We start from the raw sequence: 26,342 nt of genomic DNA, 5'->3' as shown, positions 1-26,342 counted from the left end.
TAAAAACGGGTTAGTTTTGACACAAACTCGTCCTTAGAAAGCTAATTCCTATGTGTTAGTACAAAGCGAAATCGATAAAGATGACTTAAGCTATTTCAAACCCCAAAAAATCGAGTCAAATTTGACTCAACCGTCGCAAAGTAAGAATTTAAAAATTTAAAAAATATGCGAGTTGAGTCACCAATTAAGGTGTGAAAGGTATGAGTGACATTAAAGTGGCGACAAAAAATCCACGACAGAAAATAAAAATTAACATCTCAAGGTCACTATTATTGTTGTGCGCTAGCCTCTGCTTAAGCGTATTTGTTCATTCCGCCAGAGCGGCCGAACCTATAGTGGTATTAACCACATTTTCTGAAGAACCAATGGGAGCATTGTTCGAAGAATTCAAACAGTTAAATCCCGATATTCCAATTCAAGTGGTATACCGCCGCACCGGCCCTGCCCTAAAATGGGTGCAGCAATCATCAATCAATCCGGTTGATATGATCATTTCCTCCAGTCCAACCTTCTTCCATGACTTAGATAATGAGGGACTGATTGTCGCCCCCTTAGAGCAGTACGAGATGCCAGCTTGGTTAACTGTACACGACCTAACAAAGAGCAATAAAACCATTGCGTTAGGTTACTCAGGCATCACCATCATGTATAACCAGCGCTACCTGGAGAAAAACAACTTACCCATACCCCACACCTGGAAAGACCTAGCGGCAGCACAATTTTCTGGGCATATCATGATGAGCACCCCTAACAATTCGGGCACCACACACATGATGGTCGAAGGGGTATTGCAGCAAAAAGGTTGGCAACAGGGCTGGGCCTTACTGCGTGAAGTGGGCGGCAATTTGGCCTCAGTCTCGGCCAGAAGCTTTGGGGTGAGTGAATCTATCTCCCGCGGACTCGTGGGGGCTGGGGTGGTGATTGATAGCTATGCGATTGATGCTAAAAACAAATTCCCCTTCACCGATTTTAACTATTTACCCAACACGGTGATTTTACCGACCTATATTTCAGTCACTCCCCGCGGCCGAAATAAAGCCAATGTCGCGAAGCTAATTCAATATTTTCTCTCTAACAATGGCCAAACCCTGATCAGCTCCAGCGCCATTGCTAAACACTCGCTCACGGATGCTAGCCTAGCGCAAAGCTCCCACCCCGTGATTAATGAAGACCTATTATTTAATCGGGCAACCATTATTAATGCCTTATTTGATCAAGTCATTACCTATCAATTACCTAAACTGCAGCTCGCCTGGAAATTGATCCATCAGGCAGAAGCCACAAATAATATTTCGCCAGATGAGCAAAATATCATCAACCAAGCGCGGCAATTAGCCAGCGCGGTGCCGATTAATGAAGCGGAATCATTACAGTTACAACATCAATTTATTCGGCAAGCGAATGAATATAAACACGCCACCGAAATAGAACAAATAATGTACCAATGGCGTAAAGAAAGTGAATCACAATTAGACCAAGCCATTAGTTTAATGAATAGCCTAGCGTCCCAAAAACGATGAAAACGAATTATTTTAAAATACCCACATCCCTAGGCGGCAAATTAATGCTCGCCTTTGCGAGCATGACGTTCTTAAATCTATTTATTGGTATTACGACAGTGCTCATTTGGGAGGAACTGAGTAATAAAATCAATCATATTGTCGAGCACAGTCTGCCACCGTTAAATGGCGCTTATATGCTCGAACGCTCTAGTGGAAACCTGCAAAGCATTATCTCTAACAGTTATAAAATTAATGATGAACTCGGCTATCAAAATTTTGAGAACGATTTAAAAAATGAAATCGATACGATTAAGCAAGCCTATATCAGCAGCAACCCCGACCGCCAATTACTCCCAGAGCAACGGCTAGCACTCGAGCACTTTTCCCGTTTAATCGAACAACAGGACACATTGTTAAAGCAAAAAATAGCCTATAGCCAAGAGCTTGATAATCTTCAAAAACGTATCACTTGGTTGCATCAGGATTTGAATGATGAGATGACACCTTTGATGCAGGAAGTCGAGTGGCACGTCACTCGGTTACTCTCGCACCCAGTCGATAACCTATCGCCGAATGCCCTGATGAATGAGTTCTTTATTCTGCAGGAGTTATCCACCAAGGAGACTGAGCTATTTACCCTAGTGAATGAGATTATTGACCAGAGATACACCCGGGAATTAACCAGTGCTTTCTCATATCTGGATCAAAAAATCGCTGAAATCGAAACCTTAGTGGAGAAACTCACTAGCTTCCCTTCGACAATCAGCCATAGACAGATCATGAAGAATCTCATCACCCTGATTAGTTCTAATGGTGAATTGATCCGACTACTTAAATTGGATACCCAGGCGCAGTTGGCATTATCCCAATTAGCCGACCCCTTAACCCAAGTGTTAACCCAATTTCACCTCAAAAATATTGCGACACTCGAACAATCGAGCCAAGCGTTTAATTCGCTCAATACCAACACTAAGTCGATGATTATCAATGGCAAATTGATAATTGTGCTTATCTCTATCATCTCTATTGTGATCAGTGTATTAGTGCTGGCTGTGCTTATCCGCCAACGGGTATTAAAGCGCCTCAACACCCTCGAAATTGACCTGAAAAATGTGGCCGACGGCCATTTAGATTGGCCAATCACCACCCAAGGAAAAGATGAAATCGGCCACATGGGAGACTGTTTACGGCAGTTCTGTGTCGATATGCAGGCCATGGTCAAAAGCAATGCGCTGACGCTGATCAATAACGCTCAAGCCAGCTTGATCACCTGCCATCCCAATGGCGAAATCGAATCGGCTAACCCCCATGCATTGCAATTATTGAGTCTGAGCACACTCGCGCCGCAATTGACCCTGTGGCAGGCGTTTCCTGCCGCTTGCCAACCGCAATTATTGGCGCAGTTCGCCGCCGATAGCGAATTGAGCCGGACAGGACAAAGTGAATGCATCCTTAATTTAGTGAAACATAACGCGCCGCAGTACTTACATTTTCACCTGCAGGCTTTCGAACACGCTCGCCAAGCCAAGTATATGGTGACGATTACCGACATCACTAAACAGGAGCTAAACACCCGAGAACTCGAACGCTTAGTGGCTGACAGAACCTTAAACCTCACGGTGAAAAACCAAGAGTTAACCGCAGAAATTGAGCAACGCAAACTGGCGGAAGCGCATTTACATCAAGCGCAGGCGGACCTTATCCAAGCGGCCAAAATGGCGGCGGTCGGCCAAACCATGACCAGCCTTGCCCATGAGTTAAACCAGCCGCTGTCGGCCGTCAGCACCTATTTATACAGTTGCCGTTTGGCGCTTGAGACCAATCAACTTGAGTTACTTACCGAGATGCTAGGCAAGACGGAAAAGATGAACCTCAGGATGGCGAAGATTATTTCGGCTATCCGTAACTTTGCGCGCAAGTCCCCTACGCAGGTGGAGAGCGTCAGTATCGATATCAATCAACTGGTGAATAACGCGCTGGTACTGGTCGAAACCCGCGCGCGAAACGAAAACATCATGATTCATAATGAGTTGACTAAAGAATATCTTATCCAAGTGGATGCGGTTCAAGTCGAGCAAGTGTTGCTCAACATTCTGATTAATGCCATGGATGCCACCGCAAGCCAGACCGATAAACATATCTATGTGACTGTGCTTGAACAAAGCGCAGCCAAACTGACGCTGGCCATTTACGACAATGGGCCAGGATTTGCGCCAAGTATTTTGCCGCAAATTTTCACCCCCTTTACCACCACCAAGGCCGTTGGTCTAGGCTTAGGATTGAGCATCTGCCGCTCGATTCTCGAACGTTTTAACGCTGACATTTATCTGGCATCACACTTAGATGGCGGCGCTATGATTATTTTGGAGTTCCGCAATGCCGATTGAAAATTCGACGCCCTTTACCGTGCTACTCGTCGATGATGATGAGGATGTACTGACGGCATACCGTCATTTATTGCAGCTTTCGGGCTACAGCGCTAAGGGTACCCACTCGCCGACTAAGGCCCTTGCCCTACTCAATGAACATTGGAATGGGGTTGTCGTCTCAGACATTTATATGCCGGCGATGAATGGCATGGATTTACTCAATGAAGTGAAAAAAATCGATCCCGAAATCCCAGTCATCATGATCACTGGCCACGGTGATATTCCTCTGGCCGTCGAGGCGGTTAAACGGGGAGCATTCGATTTTCTCGAAAAACCCCTCGATTCGGCGCAATTTTTACAGCTGCTCAAGCGCGCACAACAGATCCGCCAAGGGATCATTGAACAGCGGGAAGCGATTTCGAGCACCTTTAAGGAGCACCTCTTTGGCACCAGCGAGCAAATCAACCAGATCCGCCAGCAACTGAGCCAAATTGCCAGAATCGATAAAGATGTGATGATTGAGGGGCAAATCGGCACGGGCCGCCATTTAGTCGCTTCCGTGCTTCATAGCTTAAGTCAGCATAAAAACAACAGCTTAATAATCCATGATTGTAAAGAGTACCCCAGCTTAACCGAGTTAGAGGCCAGCATTGCCAAAGTCCAAAACGGCACCTTAGTGCTGCGTTCATTAACTCAACTGAGCCACGAGCATCAACGCTGGCTATGCACCCGCCTGCTAGATCAAGAAAGACTCAACACTAAAAGTCATAGAACCATTTGTATCTTCGATACTAATCCCGACGATGAGGTCAAAACCGGCGCTTTGTTGCCCGAGCTCTATTACTACTTCTCACAGGCTCGGATCCAATTGCCCACCTTGGCCGAACGTAAGAGCGATATTATTCCCCTGTTTCGTAACTTCCTGAGCCAAAGCTGTAAGCGCTTTGACATCCCTATCCCTAAAATTGACTTAAATTACATAGAGATCCTCAAGCGCCACCATTGGCCAGGAAACATCCGCGAGCTGCGAAACCTCGCCGAGCTCTATGCGGTTGGCATTATCAAACTCCCCGGCGAAGAAGCCCTTAAATTAGTGCAAGCCCCCGAGGCACCGCTCGATGAACTCGTCGACGCCTATGAGAAGCAAGTGATTGAGAACATTCTGTATTTGTGTTCAGGCAGGGTAACAGACGCCGCTAATTACTTAGGGATCCCACGTAAGAAGCTATACCTAAGAATGAAAAAACTGAACTTGGAGAAAGACAAGTTTAAGCCTAAGTCATAAATCGATGCCCTCGGCTTGCTCATCGCTCAGATGAGTAAGCCGATTTGCGCTTTTCCATCCAGCTCCAACTCAGGCTATAATCCCCACTCTGGTGGATAGGCAAGTCCTTGCGTAGCCCCACAGTAAATCGTTAATCCCTGTTGAATCCTTAAGGATCTAATTGCCTATGACCAATGCATCGACTAGCCCTTTTGCCGTGTTAAACCAAAGCACTGCAAACTCGTTTAATGAACAGAAAAACCTGATTAAACGGGTCTTTAAAGGCAAGCCTGTGCAATGTCCAAGCTGCAATCAAACCCTCAAAGTTATCTTGCCGGAGACGGCTAAAGCCGACCAAGCCGCGGGTATTTTCTGCCCAAAGGGCTGTACCGATATCGAGCTAGATATGGAAGCCGTGGCAGGTATCTAAGCCTTCCTTTAGGATGAGCGTAATTGTCCTCGAAAATAGTGGCGGTAATATCCCACGAGATTACTGCCTATAAACAGCAGCTCCATCAATACCGCCACGGGTGAGCCGACTAAGATATTGTGGCATAGCCAAAAACTGGTGCCGACTATCATCAATAAGCGCAGATTTTTATCCGTCTGACAAAAGGCGGCGCGGGTTTGAAACAGCGTTCCAATACAACTTATCACGCTCACAAGCCCGCTGTAGGTCAAGCCGCTCATCAGCACCGCTGCCCCGCTAAAACCCCACATGGCCTTTTTAGACGTCGTAAAAATGCTGGTGAGGTAACGCACAGTGGCAATCCCCATTAGCCCTGCGGCCGTCCATTGTGCCAATAAGCAAAAATGGATGGAGATTAAGATGCCCGAGACGAATAAGCAGGCGACGATGCGCTCACGCGCCTTAAATTGAAACGAGATCAAATCGAAAACGATGGCGATTGCCACCAATAGTTGCGACAGGGTAAAAGCACTCAAGATAGGCTCCTTTAGGGTTCGATATCGGCCTATGAAATAAACCGATACATTCCGCTATGACTCAGACTGGTAGCCGAGGAGCATGCAGGGGATGACCCAAAAGTGCATTAACTTAAGTTAATTGGATGGCTGTTTATACTGAATCTTGCAAACGTCTACGGATCCGCGACAGGCTAATCGCGGTAATGCCAATATAATTAGCCAGTTGCGCATGGGTTAATCGTCCAACCCAGAGGGGAAAATGCTCGAGTAAATGTAAGTAACGTTGCTCTGGTGTATTAAGCAGCAAAAAGGCTTCTTTTTGTTCTTTATATAATAATTGCTGTTTGAGTAGCGCAAGTTGCACTCGCTGCATCGATGGCTCGTTTAGCACGGCAAGTGGCATTTGTACTAACCGACAAGCACTGACGGTTTCTAACTGATAGGGCGCAAGATCCTGCTTTAACCAACTGCGATATAAGAAACAAAGCTCACCTTCGAAGTAAAACTCCTTGCAGCGCTCGCTGCCCTCTTGGGTATAGTGGCAAGCGCGCACTATGCCATCCACCACAAAATAGGCAAAGGTTTGGTGCTCGCCTTGGGGTAACAAGCACTCGCCAGTCTGATATGAAAGCGCCCTTGCTTGTGTGAGTAGCGGCGCTAAATGCTCAGGCTCGGCCCCTAAGGAGAGAAAGTACTGCCAAAGGGGGTTGATTGCCTGCTCAGTAGTCGCCTGATGGGCCGATGCAGAGGGCGCCGTCATTGCATTACTGGCTTTGCCATTCACATTCGACCAAGGGCGTTGGGTGTGACGCATCCTTTAGGCCTAAGGCCACCTTAAATACCCGATTGGGCGCGATGATGCCGACGCCTTTTGGGGTGCCTGTCATCACCATGTCGCCATCTTCCAAGGTAGTAAAGCGTTGTAATTCTTCTAGAATAGTCTGCGGGTTATAGATCATTAACTCAATATGGCCCGCTTGGGTTAACGCCCCGTCGATCGTTAAGCTAAATTCAAATGCCGCGCTGGCATCATCGATAGCGACAAAGGAACTAAATAACGCCGCGCCATCGAAGGCTTTGGCCTTTTCCCAGGGTAATCCCTTGGCTTTCAGTTTACTTTGCAGCTCTCGCTTGGTGAGATCCAGCCCTACCCCAACATGGCTAAAACGCCCCTGCTGATAGATAAAACACAGCTCAGTTTCATAGTGCAGCGCTTCGCCTAAATGCTCAGCATGCAGCACAGTGCTAATCGCCGAGTTGGGCTTGAAAAACACCACCATATCTTCGGGAATGTCATTACCCAGCTCGTGGATATGGTCGACATAGTTACGCCCAATACAAAGAATTTTACTCGGGCAAATCTGTTTATTACCGACGTTAACAGTCTTCATTTGACTCCTCATTGCGCGATTGGCTGTAAAGCTAAGGCACAGTTAATATCAGGCGTATTCCATTAAAAATTCATCGAGTTGTTCGTTGGCGATTTCAATTTCATCCCCCTCGAACTGCGCAATGTGGAACATGCCCTCACCTTCGTTGGTCACAGGTATATTGCTGATCCCTATGATAATGCCATCGGTTGGCGCGCGAATGGCTACGCTATCGCCCCCATGCGGGCTCACAATATGGGCGATGATATACCCCTTGTTGACCCGCTGCCCGAGTTTAAGCTTCATATTCACTAAACCATCGGACTCACTGCGAACCCAATAACTGCGTATTGCGCTGACACTGGCGACTTTGTTACTGACTCGCCCCTTGAGCATACCAAGGCTGCGCATCACATTGAGTACGCCCTTAAGACCCGACTTAATCGCCAGTTCACTAAAGCGCAGCGCCTCGCCCGCCTCATACAAAATACAGGGAATACCCTGCTGATTCGCATAGCCACGCATCGACACGCTGCGCGCCTTGGAGTGCATGATAAGTGGCGCGCCGAAGGCATTGGCCATGGCTAACATGGTTGCATCACTGGTGTCGCAGCGGATCTGCGGCAAGTTATCCCTATGAATAGCACCCGTATGTAAATCAATCACATGGGTTGCATGCACCAGTAATTGGGTGGCAAAAAGGTTGGCTAAACGGCTCGCCAGCGCACCTTTGCTCGAGCCGGGGAAACAACGATTAAGATCGCGTCTATCGGGGAGATAACGGGATTGTTGAATAAAACCAAACACATTGACTATGGGCACCACAATCAGGGTGCCGGCCAAATTCTTAGGATTGACGCGCCCAAGCAAGCGCCGGCAGATCTCTATGCCATTGAGCTCATCGCCATGGATGGCGGCGCAGACTAACAGTGTCGGGCCAGGTTTGAGGCCATGGAACACTTCAACATGAATATCGAGTTGGGTATCGGTATAGAGTTTAGCGGCGGGAAGTTTTATCCCCATTTGCGTGCCCGCAATGACTCGCTTGCCTTCAATTTCAAACGCTTCGCGTTTTTTTACCATAGTCACTCCCTGATGCTATCCCTAAAACGCCATACAACAGTTTGTCTCCCGCCCAAAAACTGGGTCGATTAACGTTCAAAGTGAGCAAGCCACTTCTTTAAAATCTGCTGCAATATTTCGCGCTCGGCGCTCGGCACCCCTGCCAATAATGCGCTTTGGCATTGAATATGTTTGGGCAGCGCCGCATCAATTAACGCCTTGCCTTCGGTGGTGAGTGACACATGCACGGCGCGGCGATCTTCCTTACTGTGCTCACGGGCAATCAGCCCTTTATTTTCAAGCCGGTCTAAGCGACTGGTCATGGCGCCAGAGCTTAACATCATGCTCTGATACAGCTGCGAAGGCGATAGCATATAAGGCTCGCCCGAACGTCTGAGGGTCGCGAGCACATCAAACTCCCCCTGACCTAAGCCAAATTCGCCATGGCACAGGGCGATAGCGTTTTCCATATACTTGGTCAGGCGCGCGATGCGCCCTAACACCGCCATAGGCACTAGATCCTCTGTCACCCCCTGAGCCTGCCACTGCCCAAGAATGTTATCCAATCCGTCTTCAGCGCAAGTCGACTGTTGCTTTGCGTCGGGTGATTGCGAGTCGTTTACCATAGCTTTATCTCTATATAAAGATTCTTCACATGCCTCACATTTTATCGCCTAATTAAACGATTTGTATATGCGCTGGCTTTCGTGGGCAGATAAGATTGCATTCTGCATAAAAAAACCGCCCAATTAATACAAATTGGGCGGTTCAGGTATCAAGCTAACAGCTTCAACTCGAGTCGATTAAGACTTTTTCACAAAGCAGGTCAGGATCACGATGCGCGTGCCATTCACACGGCCTTCGATATGCTCTGGATTGTTGGTCAACGAGATATTGCGAACCGCGGTGCCGCGTTTTGCCACAAAGCTGGTGCCTTTAACGTTGAGATCTTTAATGATAACAACGGTATCGCCAGCGTTCAGTACTGCACCGTTGCTGTCTAAGGTCGGTGGTGTATCATCGCTCGCGGCAGCCGCTTCGGCATCGCCCCAAGCGCGTAAATCTTCTTCCAGATACAGCATATCCAGTAAATCCTGCGCCCAGCTTTCGCTGCTTAGGCGTTTCAGCATGCGATATGACATCACTTGAACCGCCGGGACTTGGCTCCACATGCTGTCGTTCAGACAACGCCAGTGGTTCATGTCCATGGTATCCGGCGCTGCGATTTGGCTGCTGCAATTTTCACAAATCATGATCTCGTTTTCATGACCATCGGAAGCCGGTAAGTCATAAATAGAGAGTTCGACGTCACTTGCGCAGAGTTCACATTTGCCGCCACAGCGAGTTAGCAATTCATTTTCAGTCATTTTTTCTGTCTACATGCGTAATAAAACGCGGATTATGCCATAAATTGGCTTTTCACGGCAGGGGGGAAGGCAAGATAACCCTATTTTTTATATGAGTTATCTGTTTACCCATCCTTGAAATTGCCATTTAATCCTTAAAATTCATAAGCTAAACTGAGTCTGATATCTCGCCCCGGCGCGGGGATGCCATCCGACAGAAACGGCGTCACTTGCTGGTTCGTCAGATTTTTTGCCATTAAGCGCACGCTTAGCCCTTTCAGTGTTTCTTGAGGCTCGTAGGCTAAATATATATTTTGTAAGAAGTAATTCTCACTTGGGGTCTCAGCGTTAAAGATATCCCCCTGAGGCACATTATCCTGCGCATCGTACCAAGTACCTTGCCAAGCGACTGAAATGTCATCGGTAATGTACATGCCCACACGTAGGCGAATATCCAGCGGCGCAATGTTAGCAAGGTATTCATCCTCGCCTTGGCTGTCTCTGAGCGATCCCCGATGCTCGCCCTGTAACCAAGAAACGGCTAAGTCACTGAAGAAATCCTGATAACGGTATTGGGACTCGAGATCGGCGCCGTAGATCTCATAGCCGTCAAGATTGGTGTAACCACTTTGAATCGCTTGATTTGGGTCGGACTTTGCCCCGCGGCGCTGGGCAATATCATCCCGCCCCAAGTTAGCAAAGAGGGTCACTTGGGTTGAAAGCGTATCTTGGGCGGCAAAAAGATGGGTTTGCTGCGTCATCAAGCCCAGTTTAAAGGCGTGCAGACGCTCAACATCAATATCTCGACTCGTGCCGGTAATGCTCGCCTTGGCGTATTGCACCGCATAGATTTCATCGACCACTGGTGCCTGTAGACTGTAGGCGTAATCGAAATTCACTCGAGTATTCGTTGTTAGCTGGTAGTCGATACCCAATCGCGGTGAAAAGCCCGAATGATGGGTCGAACTGTAGTCGTGCCCTGCCTCGATATCGTTGTAATCGGGGGCAATGTTGGGGCGACCAATGCTATAGATAAAGTCATACCGTAGTGAAGGGGTGATGATCAGTTCATCCGTCACACTAATCGCATCGCGTAAATACACTGCATAGGTATCCTGACGCCCTTCTGGCTGATAATAGGGGGTGTACCAACCGTAGTTTTTCTCAGGATTTTTCTCATAACTTTTATTAAAGACCATTGAATCCCTATCGAGACTACGGAACTGCAACCCTGTGGTGATCTCATGATCTCCAACAATACTTAAGTTGTTGATGTCAATGTAGTCACGTTTGTAATCCAGCCAAGATTCATGGCCGAAGTTACCGACGGAGACAGTCATTTTCTCCCACGCGATTGGCGGCCTGATCCAATGGCGCGCATTCGCCGAATGGGAAATCACAATCTGGGTATCAATTAAAGGATTACTCGGTGAATAGCGATAATTCGCCGACCAAGTATTGTCTTCATAGGTGTTATAAGCCGTGGTGGCATAGAGCGCCTGCTCATAGGAGCCATATTTACGGATGTTGTAGTCAGAAATCGCGGGCATAGGACCACGGCGATTGGCCCAAGGTTTTCGGCCTTCGTCGAGGTAATGGGTCAGGCTCAACATAAATTGATGATCGCCCTGCTCATAATCCAGTTTGCCGAGGTAATTATTTTGCTCATAACCTGAGTATTCAAATTCATCACCATTAGCGAGCGTCACATCCCCCGCATCACGACGAGTGATATGCAACAAGCCTGAAAGTTGTCGATTCGCTCGGCCATAAAGGGTTCCGGTGTAACTTTTGGCGTCGTTATTGCTGGCGTAACTGGTTTTAACTCTTGCGCCAACACTTTGATTGTAATTTAAAAAATCATCTGCAGATTTTGTGACTACATACATGGAGCCACCAAAGCCGCCGTTACCCGAGCGGACATCGTGGGCCCCTTTAATCACTTCGACTCGCTTGATTAAATCGGGATCTAAGAAGAACGAGCCATAGCGATACTGCTCAAATCCCACGGGGGCGTTATCGACATAAATATTGAAATCTTCGGTTTCGCCAAATCCCCATAGGTTAATGCGCTCGCCGCCACTGCGAGTTCCACCATCAACATGGGCACCGGCCATATCATCGATGGCTTCGGCAAATGTGGTCGCTTGCATCTCTTCAATTTGCTCCATCGAGATGATCGCCTCGCCCGGCTTAGTCATAGTGGTCGCTCGGCGATATTGCTGGCCATGTACTTGTAATATCTCGATTGGCTCGACCTTAGGCGCTCCCAATACCTCCTTGGCATTGAGTGGCAACGCAGGCAATACCGTCAAACCCGCACAACCCATCATTATTTTCGCTATCCTGCTCTTAGGTTGATATCCCATCTCCCCATCCCCTGTTACCTAGTGTAAAAAATAGGGCGGCATTATAGGCATCAAAGCTTAAGATGAGAATGATTCTCACCTAGCTTTACATGTAAATCGCAACCTGATAGCCACTACAGAGAAATGCTCGAAGAATTTGCAATATCCACGCGCATTTGTTCAACTCGCACTAGCCTGTTTTGATTAACGATCGGAATTCCAGTCTCAAGCACCTCAAAGGTTTTATGGACATGACTAAGCTAACCGCACAACCCCAAACCGAGTTGGCATTTACGGCCGCCAGCTTAGATTTTCTCAAACTGCTGGCGCTCAATAACTCCCGCGACTGGTTTAAAGCCCATCAAGAAGAATATGAAAATAAGGTCAGAACCCCCGCACTGCGTTTTATCGAGCAAATTCAGCCTGATATTGTTGCTATTTCCCCAAGATTAACGGCGGTTGCCAAAAAAGTCGGTGGCAGCTTAATGCGTCCGCAGCGCGATAGCCGTTTTAGCAACGACAAGACGCCCTACAAGACCAATGTGGGGATCCAATTTCGGCATTTTCAGGGTAAAGATGTGCATGCACCTGGGCTGTATTTACACATTGCCGAAGATGGATGTTTTATTGCCGCTGGTATTTGGCATCCCGAATCCAAGGTACTTAATGCGATTAGGACTTGTATCGATGAAAACCCCAACGGCTATAAAAAGGCGCTGCACACCTTAAGCAGTCAAGGCTTTGTGATGGATGGTGATAGTTTGACGCGCCCGCCAAAGGGATTCGATAAACATCACCCAATGCTGGACGAGCTCAAACGTAAGGACTTTATCGCACTAAAGCCAATTCCCTTTGAGCGACTCTGCCAAGCCGATGCCGCCCGCTATTGCGCCGAACAATTCGCCCACTGTAGTCAATTGATGGCCTACTTGTGTTTTGCCCTCGAATTGGACTTTTAGTTTTTGTATAAGTGTTTGTATAAGTTTTGCAGTTAACGAGGCTAAGCATTCACTTGGCCTCATGCTTACCGGTTTAACCTACGCCCTATTTCACATCGATGGGCTTAAGTGGCGTCAACGCCAAACTCTTAAGGTATTCACTTAATACCTCAAATGCGTTATCCAACAGGGCATATTCCTTCGCCTTGCCTAACACTCTAATTCCTTGTAATTGAAGTACTAAAAATGCCGCGAGCGACTCAGGCTGAACCGATTGAGACAACTCTCCCTGTCGCTGGCTGTAGCCTAATACATCGGCGAAATGACTCTGTAACTGGGCAAATAAGCGCTGGCACTCCTGCTGCACGCAGTCATCGTCGAGGCATTTTTCCATCACCGCATTCTGCATAAAACAGCCGTACTCTTGCTCGCGCTGCAAGGCCACAAATCGTGCTAAATAGGTCAAGATTTCACTCAGCCCTGCCTGTGCGTGCAGGATTTGCTCCTTCGCGCCGAAGGAATAGTGGTCGAGATAAAAGCGCAGGGATTCGCGATACAAACTCTGCTTATCGCCAAAACTGTTATACAAGCTGAAACGATTAATCCCTAAGTGTTCGACCAGATCGGCAATCGAGGTCTCGGCAAATCCCTTTCGCCAAAACAGCTCCATCGCCTGAACGAGCTTTTCTTGTCTATCAAATTTACAACTGCGTGCCATGGTCCAAACCTACATTGATGCCTACATTAAACGGAATATCATAGGGCAAAGACATTCTTGACTGACCGTTTAGATATGGCGTAAATTCTATCCTAACCGATCGTTCCGTTAAAGCCCTATTTGGCCAAACTTACAGATTAACAGAAGGAAAGAGCATGAAGCTTTATGAATTAGCCCCAACGCCAAGCGCAAGACGCGTGAGTATTTTCCTCGCAGAAAAAGGCATCGATATTCCACGAGTGAGTGTGGACATTCGCGGCGGTGAAAACCTTAACCCTGAATTCAAAGCCAAAAGTGTCAACGGCCGCATTCCCCTGCTCGAACTCGATGATGGCAACCATATCTGTGAGTCCGTCGCTATTTGCCGTTATCTCGACGAGATCTATCCGAGTGACACTTCCTTATTTGGCAACACGCCACTGGAGCGCGCTAAAGTGGAAATGTGGCAACGTATCATTGAGTTACAAGGTTTTACCGCAGGTTTTCAAGCCTTTAGAAATCTAACGGGCATCTACAAAGACAGGGAAAATTGTGTCGAAGCCTGGGGCGCAGAATCACGCCAACGGGTCATTGACTTCCTACCGACCTTAGACCAACAATTAGCCAAATCAAGTTATGTTGCGGGCGATAACTTTACGATTGCCGACATTTCTGCATACGTTTTTATTAGCTTTATTAAAAACTTAGATATTCTGGTGGATAACACTCAGCCCCATATTCAAGCTTGGTTTGCGACAGTGGCCCAGCGCCCAGCAATAGTGTCGCTTACCCCGAAAAACTGACAGCGATGCCCTGTTGGGCAGCCAAGTTAAGCACTAACCAGTTAAGACTTAAGGGATAACTATGATTGATTTATATACCGCCGCGACCCCGAACGGTTTTAAAATTTCCATCGCGCTCGAAGAAATGGGTCTCGACTATCGAGTGCATAAATTAGATTTCAACACTAACGAACAGAAGCAGCCTGAGTTTCTGGCCATTAACCCTAATGGCCGTATTCCAGCCATTATCGACCGAGATAACGATGACTTTGTGGTGTTCGAGTCCGGCGCAATTCTTCTGTATCTGGCTGAAAAAACGGGTAAGTTTTTGCCTACCGATCCAAAAAAACGCTCGCAGGTCATTCAATGGCTGATGTTCCAAATGAGCGGTGTTGGCCCAATGATGGGTCAAGCTAACGTGTTTTACCGTTACTTCCCCGAAAAAATCCCTGCGGCTATTGAACGTTACCAAAAAGAAGGTCGACGTTTGTTTGAGGTAATGAATACTCAGTTAGCCAAGCATCAGTATCTGGCCGGTGATGAGTACACCATCGCCGATATCGCGACTTGGCCTTGGGTGCGCATCCATGAATGGAGCGGCATCAACATGGAAGGACTCACTCACTTACAACGTTGGTTAGATGAGTTAGCCCTAAGACCCGCTTGCCAAAAAGGCATAGTGACACCGCCGCCTTCGGTCTTGAGTGACGAAGAGCGTGCTAAACAAATCCAGAAGATGGTGACTAAGTAGGTCATCCTATCCTCTCGCGCATTCGTTTTCCCCATCAAGCCCCAACTCAGCATTGGGGCTTTTTTACTGCTAGCGATACGTAAAACTGCTACACTCTGCGCCACTTATTGATTTGCTTGGCCATATTCATCCCATCGGATGCACATCACTCGGCCGAGCCCCTTTTCAGGCTAACTTTATGGGCAATCCAAACGGCTTATCATCAGCAACCATGGCATCTACAGTGAATATCGAACCACAAACCCTCGCGCAAAAACGCGGATTAAGTTATGCCAATACCATTAAGTTATTGTTTGATGAGATTTTAAACACCAAGCAACCCGCCGACCGAGTTCTCGCGAACTACTTTAGGGAACATAAAAAGCACGGTTCTAAGGATCGCAAAGTCATCCGCGAATCCTTATTTAGCCTGTTCCGTTGGTGGGGCTGGTTTAAAGCCACTGGCGATCATCAACAGGCGTCACAATTTTTTGCCATGCTCAGCGTGAGTGCCTTAATCGAAGCTCATCCATGGCAGGATATCGCCAGTGCCTGGCATGAGCTCGCCCAATCGCCGGTTGATTATCAACAACTTCAATCCCTTAGCGTTAGCAGCTTAACGGATAAATTGGCACTGGTACGGCAGCAATTTCCCCAAGCGTCCTTCGAACTCACGGATTTATTACCCGAATGGTTTTGGCAAGTATGCCCAATTGCCCCAGAGCTGCGTCCAAATCTCATCGAAGCCATGTCTAGCCGTCCACCGATTTGGGGACGTGCGCAGGGAATCAACAGCCAAACAGCAGTCAAACAACTGCAAGCACTTGAGATAGATGCAAGCCTCAGCCTCTATTTTGAAGATGCCATAAACCTTGGCACTAAGAGCATGAATCTCAATGAAATATCACTCTATAAAGAGGGCAAAATCGAGATCCAGGATTTAGCCTCGCAAGTGATAGGTCAAATTTGTGCACCAGAGCCTTGGCAACACTGGTGGGATACCTGCAGTGGCGCAGGCGGAAAAACTCTGCAATTGCGATCACTGATGCAAACGGCCGCGGCTAAGCACAATCCATTCGTGGGCAGCATAGTCTCATCGGATATTCGTGCCCACGCCTTAGAAGAACTCAGCAAACGTGCCCAGCGGGCAAAGTTTGATGGTATCAGCATTGCACGCTGGCGCAGTGATGCGCTGCCAGTCGAAGCTAACCATTTTGATGGGGTATTAGTCGACGCCCCCTGTAGCTGCACGGGCACATGGCGCCGCAATCCCGATATGCGCTGGCTCGATAGCATCGAGGCCGTCACTGATAAAGCAGCACTCCAACTGGATATTTTAAGCCGCAGCAGCAAGGCGGTAAAATTGGGCGGAAGCTTAGTCTATGCCACTTGCTCATTGTCACCCGTTGAAAATGAGCAAGTGGTTTCCGCCTTTTTACAACAACATCCCGAGTTCAGCCTAGTGCCGATCCGCCACCCCTTTACTGGTGAACAAACAGAAATGTTGACCGTGTGGCCCTTCGAAGCCAATACAGATGGAATGTTTGTCGCGCGCATGCAGCGCAATCACTAGCACTAACTCCTTATTTTTTATCAGAACTTGGCACTCATATCTTGAGTGCCATTCTTTTTGCCTCCGCACAATATGAAGGCGCTTTTTATCTTATTCATTTAATAATCATCAAGATAAACCCTAGATTGCGGCGTAAAATCGCCAACCCAATTCCATCGAGACGTATCCCCCTTTCTTGGACAAAACTTTTCACCATCAGTGATGAAATATTTCGCTTTAGCTTAATCTCGCCTTTGGGTAAAAAGATCGAGTGCTGAGAATGGCACAGGTATTTTTGGAATTTTGACCATGTCACACTCCTATGAATTTGACGACGATGATGCGCCATGGGGCGATAACGTCAAAGGTAAGCAAAAAAACAAACGCGTAAAACAACGTCGCAGGGATACTAAGCGCCGTTATTCAGATGATGCAGAGGTGGATTTCTATCAGCATAAATCGAAGTAACCGATAAACTACCCGTTTGCCTTAGCAAATTCGCGCTTTAATAAGCCAGTCAAATCCGAGCAAGTTGGAGTTAATCCAACTTGCTAGTTAATCTAAGTTTTTCCCTCTATTCATCTTTTAATTCAATTGTAAAATCAATAGGCTAATTGGCCTATTTACCCTATGCTCTTTAGGGTTTACTCATGCTTTTTTGTCGACAAAAACTACCTTACATATCTTTACGGGTTTAAAGGATGATCCCATGGAAAAACAACGCCCCGATTTTATCTATCCCCCAGGCAGTATGCTAATGCACTCCCCCTTAGTGTTGAATAAAGCCGATATGTACGGTTTTTTTCTCAAGGGAAAACTCGCCAACCTGCAGCGCTCCATCGATAAAACGCTCAACCAAGTGGCCGGAAGCGCCATGTACTTTAAAGTGCTGTCGCCCTATGTACTGACAACCTTTACCCAAATCGAGAAAGCCTATTCAGAAGACCCGACCGATAGGGCCAAGGGTTGGATCCAAGAAACCGACATCATCACTTGGGTCATGGTCGGTCGCCAAGACAATAGCAACAGCGCATCCATCAGCCATGTGTATTTTCAGCCGCTGCACATTTGGGTGAATGATGCGATGGCCCTGATCAATGGCCGCGAGTTGTTCGGTTATCCCAAGTATTTGTGTGAATACACAATGCCCGCGGTCGGTGAGCCATTAACTCGCCTCTCCTTGGCAACAAAGAGCTTCTTACACTTTAGTCCTGACACTGAACTTGCCATGCACCCGCTGATTGAAGTGAATTGCAATGCTAAGCCCGAGGCGCAGCTCACCACGCTAGAAGCCATAGCCCAAACCTGGCAACTCTTTAAAGAACAAACGGATTTTATTCCAGAGCTGGATAAGCTAGGTGAGGAGCAACTGTTTCACTTGCTGTTTAAGCCCGCCATCGACCAAGTGTTTTTAAAACAGTTTCCAGATGCGTCAGGCCAAAAAGCGGTTTATCAGGCGATTACGGCGGCGCCCGCACAGGTCAACAAAGTGCACAGTGTTGCCCTGCTGGAAAATGACTTTGTCGCCACCATTTTTGATAACGCCAGTTTCCCACTCAAAGAGACCCTAGGTGTCGAGGTTGGCGAGCAGCATGTATTACTGCCCTACCATGTGAACTTTGATTTTGAAGTACCACCTGGCGAAGTGCTGGTCGATAACTCTGAAATCAAAAAACAAAAAATTGCCATTCTCGGCGGAGGCGTCGCCGCCATGACCGCCGCCTGTTATCTCACCGACAGACCCGGCTGGCAGAATCAGTATGAGATTGATGTCTATCAATTAGGCTGGCGAATCGGCGGCAAGGGCGCAAGTGGCCGTAATGCCGCAATGGGACAACGGATTGAAGAGCATGGCCTCCATATCTGGTTTGGTTTTTACCAGAATGCCTGCGCCTTGATGCGTAAAGCCTATGAAGAATTAGACCGCCCGCCCGAAGCGCCGCTAGCGACCTTCTTCGATGCCTTTAAACCCCATAATTTTATTGTGCTTCAGGAAGAAATTAATGGCCGCTCCGTTAGCTGGCCAATCACCTTCCCCACACTCCCAGGGATCCCTGGAGATGGCACCGAAACCTTAACCTTCTGGAAGGTAGTTAAAGCCGCCTTTGCTTGGATAAAAGAATGGCTAAAGGACATGGACTCCCTGCTAGAAGCCGATGAAAAAGCCATGGCGACGCCGAAAAACTGGCTCGATATCGGCTGGTTTGAACGGCTGAAGGATAAGTTAGAGGATTCGGTCGATGATGCGATGGAATCCCTAGACGCCCTAGGTGACAAGCTCGAATGCCATTTTAATCAAATGATTGGCCGCGAATGCGATGAGCATGTTCACAGCGAGAGTGACGATGGTTTGGTCGAATCCGCCGTCGATGCCCTGCACCAAAGGTTGGTTAAACGCTTTAGCGACCATTTAGACACTAACGATGAGTTACGCCATCTGTATATTGCCGTCGACTTAGGCTTAAGCATCTTAAAAGGAATGTTTGCCGATGATGTGTTTGAAAAGGGTTTCGATGCCATCAACGACTATGATTACCGCGAATGGCTAACTAAACACGGCGCCAGCCAACAATACACGGTCGATAGCGCGCCGGTACGCGGTTTTTATGATCTGGTGTTTGCCTACGAAAAAGGCAACTTCGACAAGCCCAATGTCGAAGCGGGGACGATTATTCGCTCCATGCTGCGTATCGCCCTGTGTTATCAAGGCGGAGTCATGTGGAAAATGCAGGCGGGTATGGGCGATGTGGTCTTTACCCCCTACTATGAAGTGCTGAAGCGGCGCGGGGTTAATTTCCACTTCTTCAATCGGGTTGATAATTTAGAATGTCGCGACAACAGCATTCAAGCGATTGAAATAACTGAGCAAATCGCACTAGCACCGTCGGTTAAAGACTACAATCCACTCGTTGATGTTAAAGGCTTAGCCTGCTGGCCCAGCACGCCAAATTACGACCAACTCGAGCCTGATCAAGCCGCATTGCTAAAAGCCCATGATATTAATCTTGAGCACTTCTGGAGCGATTGGGACAATCTGTACGAGGCACAATTTGGTCAGGCGCTACCGAAAAAACGTCTGCAAAAAGGCGTGGACTTCGACAAAGTGATTTTTGGTCTGTCATTAGGATCGGTTCCCAATGTGGCGAGTGAGGTCGTGGCGCAGAGTCCGGCGCTCAAAACCTGTGTAGATAAAGTGCAGACAGTCGCAACCCAAGCTTATCAACTGTGGATGAATCAAGATCTTAATGGTATAGGTTGGCCCAATTATTCAGAGGATGGCGAGCAGCCCGTCTTATCAGGCTTTACCGAGCCCTACGATACGTGGGCATCGATGGATCAATTACTCGATAAAGAAGACTGGCGGGGCATAGAGCCGAAAAATGCCAGCTATTTCTGCTCGGCGTTGCCTGTGGATGCTTATCCTCCGCGTACGGATATCGATTTCCAGCAGCGCAAAACCGCCGAAGCCAAGGCTGGCGCCATCAATCAACTCAATACAGAAATTCATAAGCTGTGGCAGCAGGTTGGCGACAGCTTCCCCTGGGAATGGTTGCACGATGAACAGCAGCGCCAAGGTGAGGCGCGATTCGATAGCCAATATTGGCGCGCCAATGTGGATCCTTCTGAGCGTTATGTCCTGTCAGTGAAAGGCAGCTCTCAATATCGGATCACCACGGATGGTACGGGCATCGACAATCTGTATATGACGGGAGATTGGATTAAAACCGGGCTCAACGCCGGTTGTGTGGAAGCAGCGACTATGGCGGGAATGCATACTGCCAAAGCCATCTGCGGCCATCCGGCGATTATCAAAGGCGAAAAAGACTTCGCCTAAATACCAAGGGGCTGCATTATGCAGCCCCTTTTTTATCCAACTATTTGTATCTGTTCAAATTGAAAGAGGCACTCGATTAAATGGAGGCTCCTTTAAATAGACACTCTAAATCGAGACAATCTCGCCCGCGCGGGTATCGGCGTATTCCTGACGGCGCTTTTCCATCCGCGACTGATACAAACTGCTATCGGCGCTGCGAAGCCACTCGTGGGGCTCTGCCACATGGGTATTAATTGCGAAACCAAAACTAAACTGGCAATCCTTTAACCCCTCAGCAGCAAATTGCGTCGTTAACCCCCTCAAGCAGATCGTTAAGGTTGCCATACCATTTGCGGGCAGGATCAGCACAAACTCATCGCCACTGATCCGATAAATTTTAAGGTGGGCAATATTAGTCGCCTGCAAAACCTGTACTAAGTGTTGCAGTAAACGGTCGCCCTCTTGATGGCCTAAGGTATCGTTCACCATTTTAAGGCTGTCGACATTGAGTAACACCAAAGCCATTGGCTGAACCACTTTATTGCCAAAGGCCAATTGTGAATTCATAAACTCATCAAAGGCATAGCGATTACCCACTCGGGTTAAGCCATCGAGCCTAGCCTTTTCCCAAGCGATTCCTAACTCTTCGATATGCGCCTTACGTTCCTCGGATAGCAGTTTAAGCTTGTTCGCTAAGGCGAGGGATAACAACAGAGCATCCACTGTGCCGCCCAGCAGCGTCGCAAACTCGGCATGTTCGATAAAATCGGGGGTGATCCCCATATTGCCCGGAAGAATAATTAACGCTGGCAGCAATAAGCAGCTAAAAGCCATAATAAAATAACGGGCAGGCGCAAAACCTTTCATTAAACAGACATTGCCGCAAGTAATGGCCAGTGCAATCCACAGCATGATTAGTACTGAGGCAATAATCGCGGTATAGGACAATAACAACACACTGGTTGGCAGGGCTAAAATGCAGGCGATTAACAGGTACTTGCTAAGGCGCCATAATCGCGGCGAATAGCTGGGAAGCTGTAAGAAGTGTTTGTAGAACAGAATGTTAAATATCGGCAAACTGATAAAAAACAGATGATGCAACTCAAGCTGATGAAAGTTGAATAGATGCGCTGGTAAATGGAAGGTCAAGGCCCAACCACCAAAATAGGTCAACACATACAGGCCGTAATATAGAAAGGCTTTATCAAAAATAGATATATAAATCAGCAAATTGTACAGCGCAATAAAAAACAATCCACCTAAACAAATCATTATGGCCAAGGCCATGCGGTCCGTGGTCAGTTGGTGTACTTCTTCCGACTCAATAGCGAGCTCAGGTGCAGAGGAAAAATATCGGCTACTCAGCCGAGTCACTAACCAATAATCCGTCCCCATATTGAGCTTAACTTTACGGCCATAATCGAATAAAAACTCATAGGGCGCATAGTAACCACTCTGGGCAAACTGCACTGAACCATCGCTGCCGAGCAACCAATAATCGACGGATTCGACAATGGAATTACTGGCATCCACCACCCAATGGTTTTGGCGACTGTTGACCATCACAGGAGACACCATCCAATAATCGCCCCCCGCAAGGCTCACCGAACTGGCCTCTTCGAGCTGGCTCATCCATTGAGTCACTTGATTAAAATCAGCCGGTGGCTGTTGTTTATCATCGGCGTGGAATAAATAGGGGGAATCCAACGCAATTTCAGCGCTCAAGGCAAACGGACTAAATGTCCAAAGAAGCAGCAAAAAGCACCAGAAATTGTGTAAGTTAGTTTTGCTCATAGGTATCTTGGTTTATATACCAGCGTCTAGTTCCAGGCAGAAAATCATTTTAGAGTGTTAACTTTATGACTACATTTTATTTTTTACAATTGATTAGACTAAATTAGTCGGCAATCGGGTACCTTATGATGATATTTTAGTCGTTCACTTAGTGCGTAAAAGCTTAGCCACCATTTCAGCCGTTAACTTGGATACCTATGGCACCCTTATTGATGATTCTAGCTGCCCAGTTTTTGATTGCCAGCGGTAACCTATTGGTTAAATTGCTTGAAACGAATGCCCCCGTGTTTCAACTGGTGCTGTATCGCCAATTATTCGCCACGCTCTTAGTATTACCCTTTGTTTGGCGACTACAGGGAAACCTTAAGTTAAGCCCCTTTTACAAGGTGCACTTGAGCCGAGCACTGTTAATCGGCTTAGGCAATGCCATCTTTATGCTAGCGGTGCTGCACTTACCGCTGGCGACTGTGACTGCGGTCATTTATACCTCCCCATTGTTACTGTTGCTGATGTCCGCCCTCTTTTTAAATGAGCGTATTGGTTATCGCCGCACCGTCGCGGGGATTATTGGTTTTACAGGGATTTTGCTGATAAGCCAGCCGACAGAATTTAACCTCTATATCGGTCTAGCCTTTTTGGGAGCGATGACCTCAGCAACCAACAGTCTCATTTTGAAGGCATATTCAACCCATGAGCATCCCTTTTCAACACTCTTTTGGTCTAATGCCTTTGCCATGGTTTTTCTGATACCGGCAACCTGGTACGAAGGCGCCGACTTTAGCCTGCCCGTCGCCCAAGTTGGTTTGACCTTAGGCCTGTTTTATATCGGCATGACCTACCTCATCATCCACGCCTATCGGCGTGCCGATGCCAGCCAAATGGCGCCCGTGGAATACACAGGCCTTATTTTTGCCGCATTGTTTGGTTGGTGGTTTTTGGATGAGCACTTAAGCATTGTGGTGTGTATTGGCATAGGACTGGTGATCTTCTCCTCCATCCTGCCAAGCTACAGCGAACTGAAAGCCAAATGGAAAAGCCGGCGAAGATAACCTTGGCCGGCTTTGACATCGAAGTGGCCTCTGTTAAGGCCACTCAATAAGGCGAGATTAGAAGCGGAACTTACCGCCGATGTAAACGCCATCTTCGAAGGTGAAATCACGGGCGTGATCATATTCGAAGGCAATCTTACGGTAACCGACATAGAACGCCATATTAGGATTCACACGGTACTGTACCTTTGAATCCAATTCGTATTGACCATCGACATTACCGAAAGACAATACCGATGGCGCATAGTAAGCAGCGGCATGCAAAGAGATGTTTGGCCCTAACGCCAAGGCATAACGACCACCCACTGACACTGTGCTGCCATTTGGCGCATCATCTGCCCATAACTGGCTTAACTTAGCGCCAACTTCAAAATGATGCACACCCGCATCATGGGTCATGTGCATTGCGCCTTGGGCAATATGACCGCTATCGTCTGAATAAATATATCCTAATACTGCATTGACATCTTTATTCACTTGCAGCTCTAACTCGGTAGAAACCACATCGTTGTTTAACCCAAGATTAAATTCTGACGCATTCACCTGCAGCGCGGCTGCACTCAATAATAAGACACTTGCTACTCTGAACTTAGCCATAAAAACACCTCAATAATGACTGTGGGTAATGGCGCGAATCATACCGAATAAAAAAAGAAAATCTGCATATTTAGCTGAGAGTCGAAAAGATTTTTGAATTTGAAACCAAACGAAAACCGGTAAAAAACACAAGCAAAACTTAAAGAAAACAATTTAGAAACATTTAACTTGCTGGAACCCGATCTCCAACGAGGGATTGCATTATGCCATCGATATCCAGCTCATCTTCGAGGGCTAAGTAATACCAACCGACGGTATTCCCCGTTCCTCTAATACTTAAATAATTCCGCCAAAAGTGAAATCCGGCCTTGAGTAAATTCACTCGGCTGGCGTTGTTTTCATCTCGAATGGTGGCAAATAATAGGGCTATCCCCAGCGCTTTAGCCACTTCAATCCGCTTAAGGGTAAGCCCTTGGGCTATGCCACGGCGGCGGTACAAAGGCGAGACCACCAGATAGCCTAGTTCCCCTACGGGGCCAGACCCCGCCTTAATCGCCGCGCAGCCAACCATCTCACCCTCGAGTGTTTTCGCCAATATTACAGCGCGGGACAGAGCAAAGGCCTGATGGTCGAGGGGATGCGCGTTGTCATCCCGTTGATCGATTAAGGCCGCCGCAGCCGCTAATTCGGCTGCGCTTTGGCAAAGGACAAATTGAATATCGTTTTGATTCATACAATTGAGTTAAACAACCAACATCCACTTAGAGATACAGTATCGTCGCCATGCCGAGGAAAGTGAAAAAACCCACCACGTCGGTCACTGTGGTTAAAATCACTGAGCCTGAGAGCGCCGCATCTTGGTTAAAACGCTGCAACACCATAGGGACAAACACCCCTGCCAGCGCCGCGACCGCCATATTGATCAAAATCGCGCAACCTATCACTATGCCTATGGTGCTGTCGGCAAACCACCAGCCCGCCACGAGTCCAATCACAATTGCCCACAGGGTACCATTGACTAAGCCAATGCCTAACTCGTTCTTCATTAACGAGAATAAGTTACCCGCAGAGATCTGCCCCATTGCCATACCGCGGATCATTAAGGTGAGCGACTGACTCCCCGCAATCCCGCCCATGGACGCCACTATTGGCATCAGCACCGCAAGTGCCACTACTTGCGATAAGACGTTCTCAAATAAGCCAATGGTTGCCGAGGCCAAAAATGCAGTGAGTAAGTTAATCCCTAACCATACGGCGCGGCGCTGCGCACCTTTGATGATCGGGGCGAATAAGTCGTCGGACTCATCCATACCCGCGGTTGCCATTAATTGGGCTTCGTAATGTTCACGCACTAAGGCGGTAGCGGCCCTTAGGGTGACACGGCCAATCAGCTCCCCAGCCTCATCAATAACCGGTAACTCAATTTCGCGGCTGTGTTCAATTGCCTCGGCGGCATCGAGTAGCGTCGTATCTGCGGTTAAGGCGCGGCTATCTTCCGATAACAGTGAAATCAGTGGCTCTGAGGGATCATGCTTGAAAATATCATAACGTTTGACCGTACCTAGGTATTTATCCGCCTCATCGACGATAAATAAGTTGTCGTTACAGTCGAGTTCGATTCGCCTGAAAAACCGCTGCGCTTGGGCCACAGTCGCCTTATCGCTGAGCACTAACATTTGATGATCGGTATAACGACCAATCTCATTTTCCGAGTATTGATCGTACAACTCGAAGCGCTGCCGCTGACGTTCGCCCATTTGCGCCAAGGCGCGGTCGGTAAAACTTTCAGGGAGATAATCACTCCACTCAATCAAATCCTCAGGACTGAGCTGCGCAAACAGCAGATCCACCTCATTGTCGGGCATCTGCTTTAGGATCCCCATACGCGGATCGGCGCGCATTAAACTCAGCACTGTCACACGGTCACTAAACTCAACCTGTTGCCAACGCTCGTAACGCTCGTCTAAGGGTAAAGACTCCAGCACTAAGGCAACCGTGCCAGGCTCAGCTTCATTTAAGATTTCACTGAACACTTCAGCCTGTTCTTCACCTTCAACTTCAGTGAGTTGCTGAACAACCTGCCCGACATCGGCCTGTGTGTTTGTTTCGTATTCGGCTTCATGTTCAGTCACATAAACGCCCTTCTGCTGAGATAAAAATTAGCGTAACTATATTGATATTGAAGAAGATTAGCAAACCCGCAAAATAAATTGCGCACAAATCAATTGATAACAATCAAGCTATTATTTATGCTAATCACC

23 protein-coding genes are annotated in these 26,342 nt (G+C 47.7%); 11 read left to right on the top strand and 12 right to left on the bottom strand.

Features of this window, described 5'->3' with window-relative positions:
- Positions 1-200 precede the first annotated feature (200 nt).
- The 4 genes from ACUZ8J_RS06735 (at position 201) to ACUZ8J_RS06720 (ending at position 5,565) form a co-directional block, all read left to right on the top strand.
- A complete protein-coding gene (locus tag ACUZ8J_RS06735; RefSeq protein WP_446693409.1) occupies positions 201-1,520 on the top strand; it encodes an ABC transporter substrate-binding protein in 1,320 nt (439 codons plus the stop codon).
- A gap of 44 nt (positions 1,521-1,564) precedes the next feature.
- The gene (locus tag ACUZ8J_RS06730; protein WP_446693408.1) at positions 1,565-3,889 is read left to right on the top strand and encodes an ATP-binding protein; all 2,325 of its coding nucleotides are present in this window, start codon (positions 1,565-1,567) and stop codon (positions 3,887-3,889) included.
- Positions 3,879-5,156, top strand: coding sequence for a sigma-54-dependent transcriptional regulator (locus tag ACUZ8J_RS06725; RefSeq protein ID WP_446693407.1), 1,278 nt, complete (start codon positions 3,879-3,881; stop codon positions 5,154-5,156). Before ACUZ8J_RS06730 ends, ACUZ8J_RS06725 begins: the two co-directional genes overlap by 11 nt.
- A 166-nt stretch (positions 5,157-5,322) precedes the next feature.
- On the top strand, positions 5,323-5,565 hold the full coding sequence (locus ACUZ8J_RS06720; RefSeq protein ID WP_011626746.1) for a hypothetical protein: 243 nt from the start codon (positions 5,323-5,325) through the stop codon (positions 5,563-5,565).
- Between the two features lie 8 nt (positions 5,566-5,573).
- On the opposite strand, the gene ACUZ8J_RS06715 is transcribed toward ACUZ8J_RS06720, so the two are convergent.
- The 7 genes from ACUZ8J_RS06715 to ACUZ8J_RS06685 all read right to left on the bottom strand — a co-directional run bounded on the left by ACUZ8J_RS06715 (position 5,574) and on the right by ACUZ8J_RS06685 (position 12,209).
- Positions 5,574-6,080, bottom strand: a complete 507-nt coding sequence (locus tag ACUZ8J_RS06715; RefSeq protein ID WP_446693406.1) for a YgjV family protein — start codon at positions 6,078-6,080, stop codon at positions 5,574-5,576.
- Positions 6,081-6,213: 133 nt separating this feature from the next.
- Positions 6,214-6,822 (bottom strand): Crp/Fnr family transcriptional regulator, encoded by a 609-nt coding sequence (locus ACUZ8J_RS06710; protein WP_446694908.1) that lies wholly within the window; start codon positions 6,820-6,822, stop codon positions 6,214-6,216.
- A gap of 4 nt (positions 6,823-6,826) precedes the next feature.
- Positions 6,827-7,453 carry a fumarylacetoacetate hydrolase family protein gene (locus tag ACUZ8J_RS06705; protein ID WP_089067374.1) on the bottom strand — a complete coding sequence of 209 codons (627 nt, stop codon included), beginning with the start codon at positions 7,451-7,453 and terminating at the stop codon, positions 6,827-6,829.
- Positions 7,454-7,501: 48 nt separating this feature from the next.
- Complete coding sequence (locus ACUZ8J_RS06700; protein ID WP_086902337.1) at positions 7,502-8,515, bottom strand: succinylglutamate desuccinylase/aspartoacylase family protein; 1,014 nt, start codon at positions 8,513-8,515, stop codon at positions 7,502-7,504.
- Between the two features lie 68 nt (positions 8,516-8,583).
- Positions 8,584-9,120 carry a MarR family winged helix-turn-helix transcriptional regulator gene (locus ACUZ8J_RS06695; RefSeq protein WP_446693405.1) on the bottom strand — a complete coding sequence of 179 codons (537 nt, stop codon included), beginning with the start codon at positions 9,118-9,120 and terminating at the stop codon, positions 8,584-8,586.
- 177 nt (positions 9,121-9,297) lie between these two features.
- Entirely contained in the window at positions 9,298-9,861 is a 564-nt protein-coding gene (locus tag ACUZ8J_RS06690; RefSeq protein ID WP_011626751.1) for a PhnA domain-containing protein, read from the bottom strand.
- A gap of 134 nt (positions 9,862-9,995) precedes the next feature.
- Positions 9,996-12,209 carry a TonB-dependent receptor domain-containing protein gene (locus ACUZ8J_RS06685; RefSeq protein WP_446693404.1) on the bottom strand — a complete coding sequence of 738 codons (2,214 nt, stop codon included), beginning with the start codon at positions 12,207-12,209 and terminating at the stop codon, positions 9,996-9,998.
- 230 nt (positions 12,210-12,439) lie between these two features.
- On the opposite strand from ACUZ8J_RS06685, the gene ACUZ8J_RS06680 reads away from it, so the two are divergent.
- Entirely contained in the window at positions 12,440-13,147 is a 708-nt protein-coding gene (locus tag ACUZ8J_RS06680) for a DUF2461 domain-containing protein (RefSeq protein ID WP_446693403.1), read from the top strand.
- Between the two features lie 85 nt (positions 13,148-13,232).
- On the opposite strand, the gene ACUZ8J_RS06675 is transcribed toward ACUZ8J_RS06680, so the two are convergent.
- Positions 13,233-13,844, bottom strand: a complete 612-nt coding sequence (locus ACUZ8J_RS06675) for a TetR/AcrR family transcriptional regulator (protein ID WP_446693402.1) — start codon at positions 13,842-13,844, stop codon at positions 13,233-13,235.
- Positions 13,845-13,999: 155 nt separating this feature from the next.
- Here ACUZ8J_RS06675 and ACUZ8J_RS06670 point away from each other — a divergent pair, with 155 nt between their 5' ends.
- From ACUZ8J_RS06670 to ACUZ8J_RS06650, 5 genes are all read left to right on the top strand, one after another.
- On the top strand, positions 14,000-14,626 hold the full coding sequence (locus ACUZ8J_RS06670) for a glutathione S-transferase (RefSeq protein WP_446693401.1): 627 nt from the start codon (positions 14,000-14,002) through the stop codon (positions 14,624-14,626).
- A 61-nt stretch (positions 14,627-14,687) separates the two neighbouring features.
- Positions 14,688-15,356 carry a glutathione S-transferase family protein gene (locus ACUZ8J_RS06665; protein ID WP_446693400.1) on the top strand — a complete coding sequence of 223 codons (669 nt, stop codon included), beginning with the start codon at positions 14,688-14,690 and terminating at the stop codon, positions 15,354-15,356.
- A gap of 178 nt (positions 15,357-15,534) precedes the next feature.
- Entirely contained in the window at positions 15,535-16,908 is a 1,374-nt protein-coding gene (locus ACUZ8J_RS06660) for an RsmB/NOP family class I SAM-dependent RNA methyltransferase (protein WP_446693399.1), read from the top strand.
- A 288-nt stretch (positions 16,909-17,196) separates the two neighbouring features.
- Positions 17,197-17,355 carry a hypothetical protein gene (locus tag ACUZ8J_RS06655; protein ID WP_011626757.1) on the top strand — a complete coding sequence of 53 codons (159 nt, stop codon included), beginning with the start codon at positions 17,197-17,199 and terminating at the stop codon, positions 17,353-17,355.
- Between the two features lie 241 nt (positions 17,356-17,596).
- Complete coding sequence (locus ACUZ8J_RS06650) at positions 17,597-20,722, top strand: NAD(P)-binding protein (protein WP_446693398.1); 3,126 nt, start codon at positions 17,597-17,599, stop codon at positions 20,720-20,722.
- Between the two features lie 105 nt (positions 20,723-20,827).
- Here the strand turns inward: ACUZ8J_RS06650 and ACUZ8J_RS06645 are convergent, their stop codons facing one another.
- Positions 20,828-22,495: a diguanylate cyclase gene (locus ACUZ8J_RS06645; protein ID WP_446693397.1), complete on the bottom strand. Its 1,668-nt coding sequence runs from the start codon at positions 22,493-22,495 to the stop codon at positions 20,828-20,830.
- A 197-nt stretch (positions 22,496-22,692) separates the two neighbouring features.
- Here ACUZ8J_RS06645 and ACUZ8J_RS06640 point away from each other — a divergent pair, with 197 nt between their 5' ends.
- Positions 22,693-23,544 (top strand): DMT family transporter, encoded by an 852-nt coding sequence (locus tag ACUZ8J_RS06640; RefSeq protein ID WP_446693396.1) that lies wholly within the window; start codon positions 22,693-22,695, stop codon positions 23,542-23,544.
- Between the two features lie 57 nt (positions 23,545-23,601).
- On the opposite strand, the gene ACUZ8J_RS06635 is transcribed toward ACUZ8J_RS06640, so the two are convergent.
- From ACUZ8J_RS06635 to ACUZ8J_RS06625, 3 genes are all read right to left on the bottom strand, one after another.
- On the bottom strand, positions 23,602-24,141 hold the full coding sequence (locus tag ACUZ8J_RS06635) for a YfaZ family protein (protein ID WP_011626761.1): 540 nt from the start codon (positions 24,139-24,141) through the stop codon (positions 23,602-23,604).
- Positions 24,142-24,304: 163 nt separating this feature from the next.
- Positions 24,305-24,814 (bottom strand): GNAT family N-acetyltransferase, encoded by a 510-nt coding sequence (locus ACUZ8J_RS06630; RefSeq protein WP_446693395.1) that lies wholly within the window; start codon positions 24,812-24,814, stop codon positions 24,305-24,307.
- A 28-nt stretch (positions 24,815-24,842) separates the two neighbouring features.
- Positions 24,843-26,213, bottom strand: a complete 1,371-nt coding sequence (locus ACUZ8J_RS06625; protein WP_446693394.1) for a magnesium transporter — start codon at positions 26,211-26,213, stop codon at positions 24,843-24,845.
- Positions 26,214-26,342: the final 129 nt, after the last annotated feature.

The sequence above is a fragment of the Shewanella sp. Koi 1 genome, from assembly GCF_052907445.1.
Note: the sequence above shows the minus strand (reverse complement) of the source record. Positions and strands in the feature narration are given on the sequence as shown.

What these genes read in the sequence shown, in the direction of transcription:
- ACUZ8J_RS06735 (WP_446693409.1), top strand. Translation starts at nt 201, where the DNA reads ATGAGTGACATTAAAGTGGCGACAAAAAATCCACGACAGAAAATAAAA.
- ACUZ8J_RS06730 (WP_446693408.1), top strand. Translation starts at nt 1,565, where the DNA reads ATGCTCGCCTTTGCGAGCATGACGTTCTTAAATCTATTTATTGGTATT.
- ACUZ8J_RS06725 (WP_446693407.1), top strand. Translation starts at nt 3,879, where the DNA reads ATGCCGATTGAAAATTCGACGCCCTTTACCGTGCTACTCGTCGATGAT.
- ACUZ8J_RS06720 (WP_011626746.1), top strand. Translation starts at nt 5,323, where the DNA reads ATGACCAATGCATCGACTAGCCCTTTTGCCGTGTTAAACCAAAGCACT.
- ACUZ8J_RS06710 (WP_446694908.1), bottom strand. Translation starts at nt 6,822, where the DNA reads ATGACGGCGCCCTCTGCATCGGCCCATCAGGCGACTACTGAGCAGGCA.
- ACUZ8J_RS06705 (WP_089067374.1), bottom strand. Translation starts at nt 7,453, where the DNA reads ATGAAGACTGTTAACGTCGGTAATAAACAGATTTGCCCGAGTAAAATT.
- ACUZ8J_RS06700 (WP_086902337.1), bottom strand. Translation starts at nt 8,515, where the DNA reads ATGGTAAAAAAACGCGAAGCGTTTGAAATTGAAGGCAAGCGAGTCATT.
- ACUZ8J_RS06695 (WP_446693405.1), bottom strand. Translation starts at nt 9,120, where the DNA reads ATGGTAAACGACTCGCAATCACCCGACGCAAAGCAACAGTCGACTTGC.
- ACUZ8J_RS06690 (WP_011626751.1), bottom strand. Translation starts at nt 9,861, where the DNA reads ATGACTGAAAATGAATTGCTAACTCGCTGTGGCGGCAAATGTGAACTC.
- ACUZ8J_RS06685 (WP_446693404.1), bottom strand. Translation starts at nt 12,209, where the DNA reads ATGGGATATCAACCTAAGAGCAGGATAGCGAAAATAATGATGGGTTGT.
- ACUZ8J_RS06680 (WP_446693403.1), top strand. Translation starts at nt 12,440, where the DNA reads ATGACTAAGCTAACCGCACAACCCCAAACCGAGTTGGCATTTACGGCC.
- ACUZ8J_RS06675 (WP_446693402.1), bottom strand. Translation starts at nt 13,844, where the DNA reads ATGGCACGCAGTTGTAAATTTGATAGACAAGAAAAGCTCGTTCAGGCG.
- ACUZ8J_RS06670 (WP_446693401.1), top strand. Translation starts at nt 14,000, where the DNA reads ATGAAGCTTTATGAATTAGCCCCAACGCCAAGCGCAAGACGCGTGAGT.
- ACUZ8J_RS06665 (WP_446693400.1), top strand. Translation starts at nt 14,688, where the DNA reads ATGATTGATTTATATACCGCCGCGACCCCGAACGGTTTTAAAATTTCC.
- ACUZ8J_RS06660 (WP_446693399.1), top strand. Translation starts at nt 15,535, where the DNA reads ATGGGCAATCCAAACGGCTTATCATCAGCAACCATGGCATCTACAGTG.
- ACUZ8J_RS06655 (WP_011626757.1), top strand. Translation starts at nt 17,197, where the DNA reads ATGTCACACTCCTATGAATTTGACGACGATGATGCGCCATGGGGCGAT.
- ACUZ8J_RS06650 (WP_446693398.1), top strand. Translation starts at nt 17,597, where the DNA reads ATGGAAAAACAACGCCCCGATTTTATCTATCCCCCAGGCAGTATGCTA.
- ACUZ8J_RS06645 (WP_446693397.1), bottom strand. Translation starts at nt 22,495, where the DNA reads ATGAGCAAAACTAACTTACACAATTTCTGGTGCTTTTTGCTGCTTCTT.
- ACUZ8J_RS06640 (WP_446693396.1), top strand. Translation starts at nt 22,693, where the DNA reads ATGGCACCCTTATTGATGATTCTAGCTGCCCAGTTTTTGATTGCCAGC.
- ACUZ8J_RS06635 (WP_011626761.1), bottom strand. Translation starts at nt 24,141, where the DNA reads ATGGCTAAGTTCAGAGTAGCAAGTGTCTTATTATTGAGTGCAGCCGCG.
- ACUZ8J_RS06630 (WP_446693395.1), bottom strand. Translation starts at nt 24,814, where the DNA reads ATGAATCAAAACGATATTCAATTTGTCCTTTGCCAAAGCGCAGCCGAA.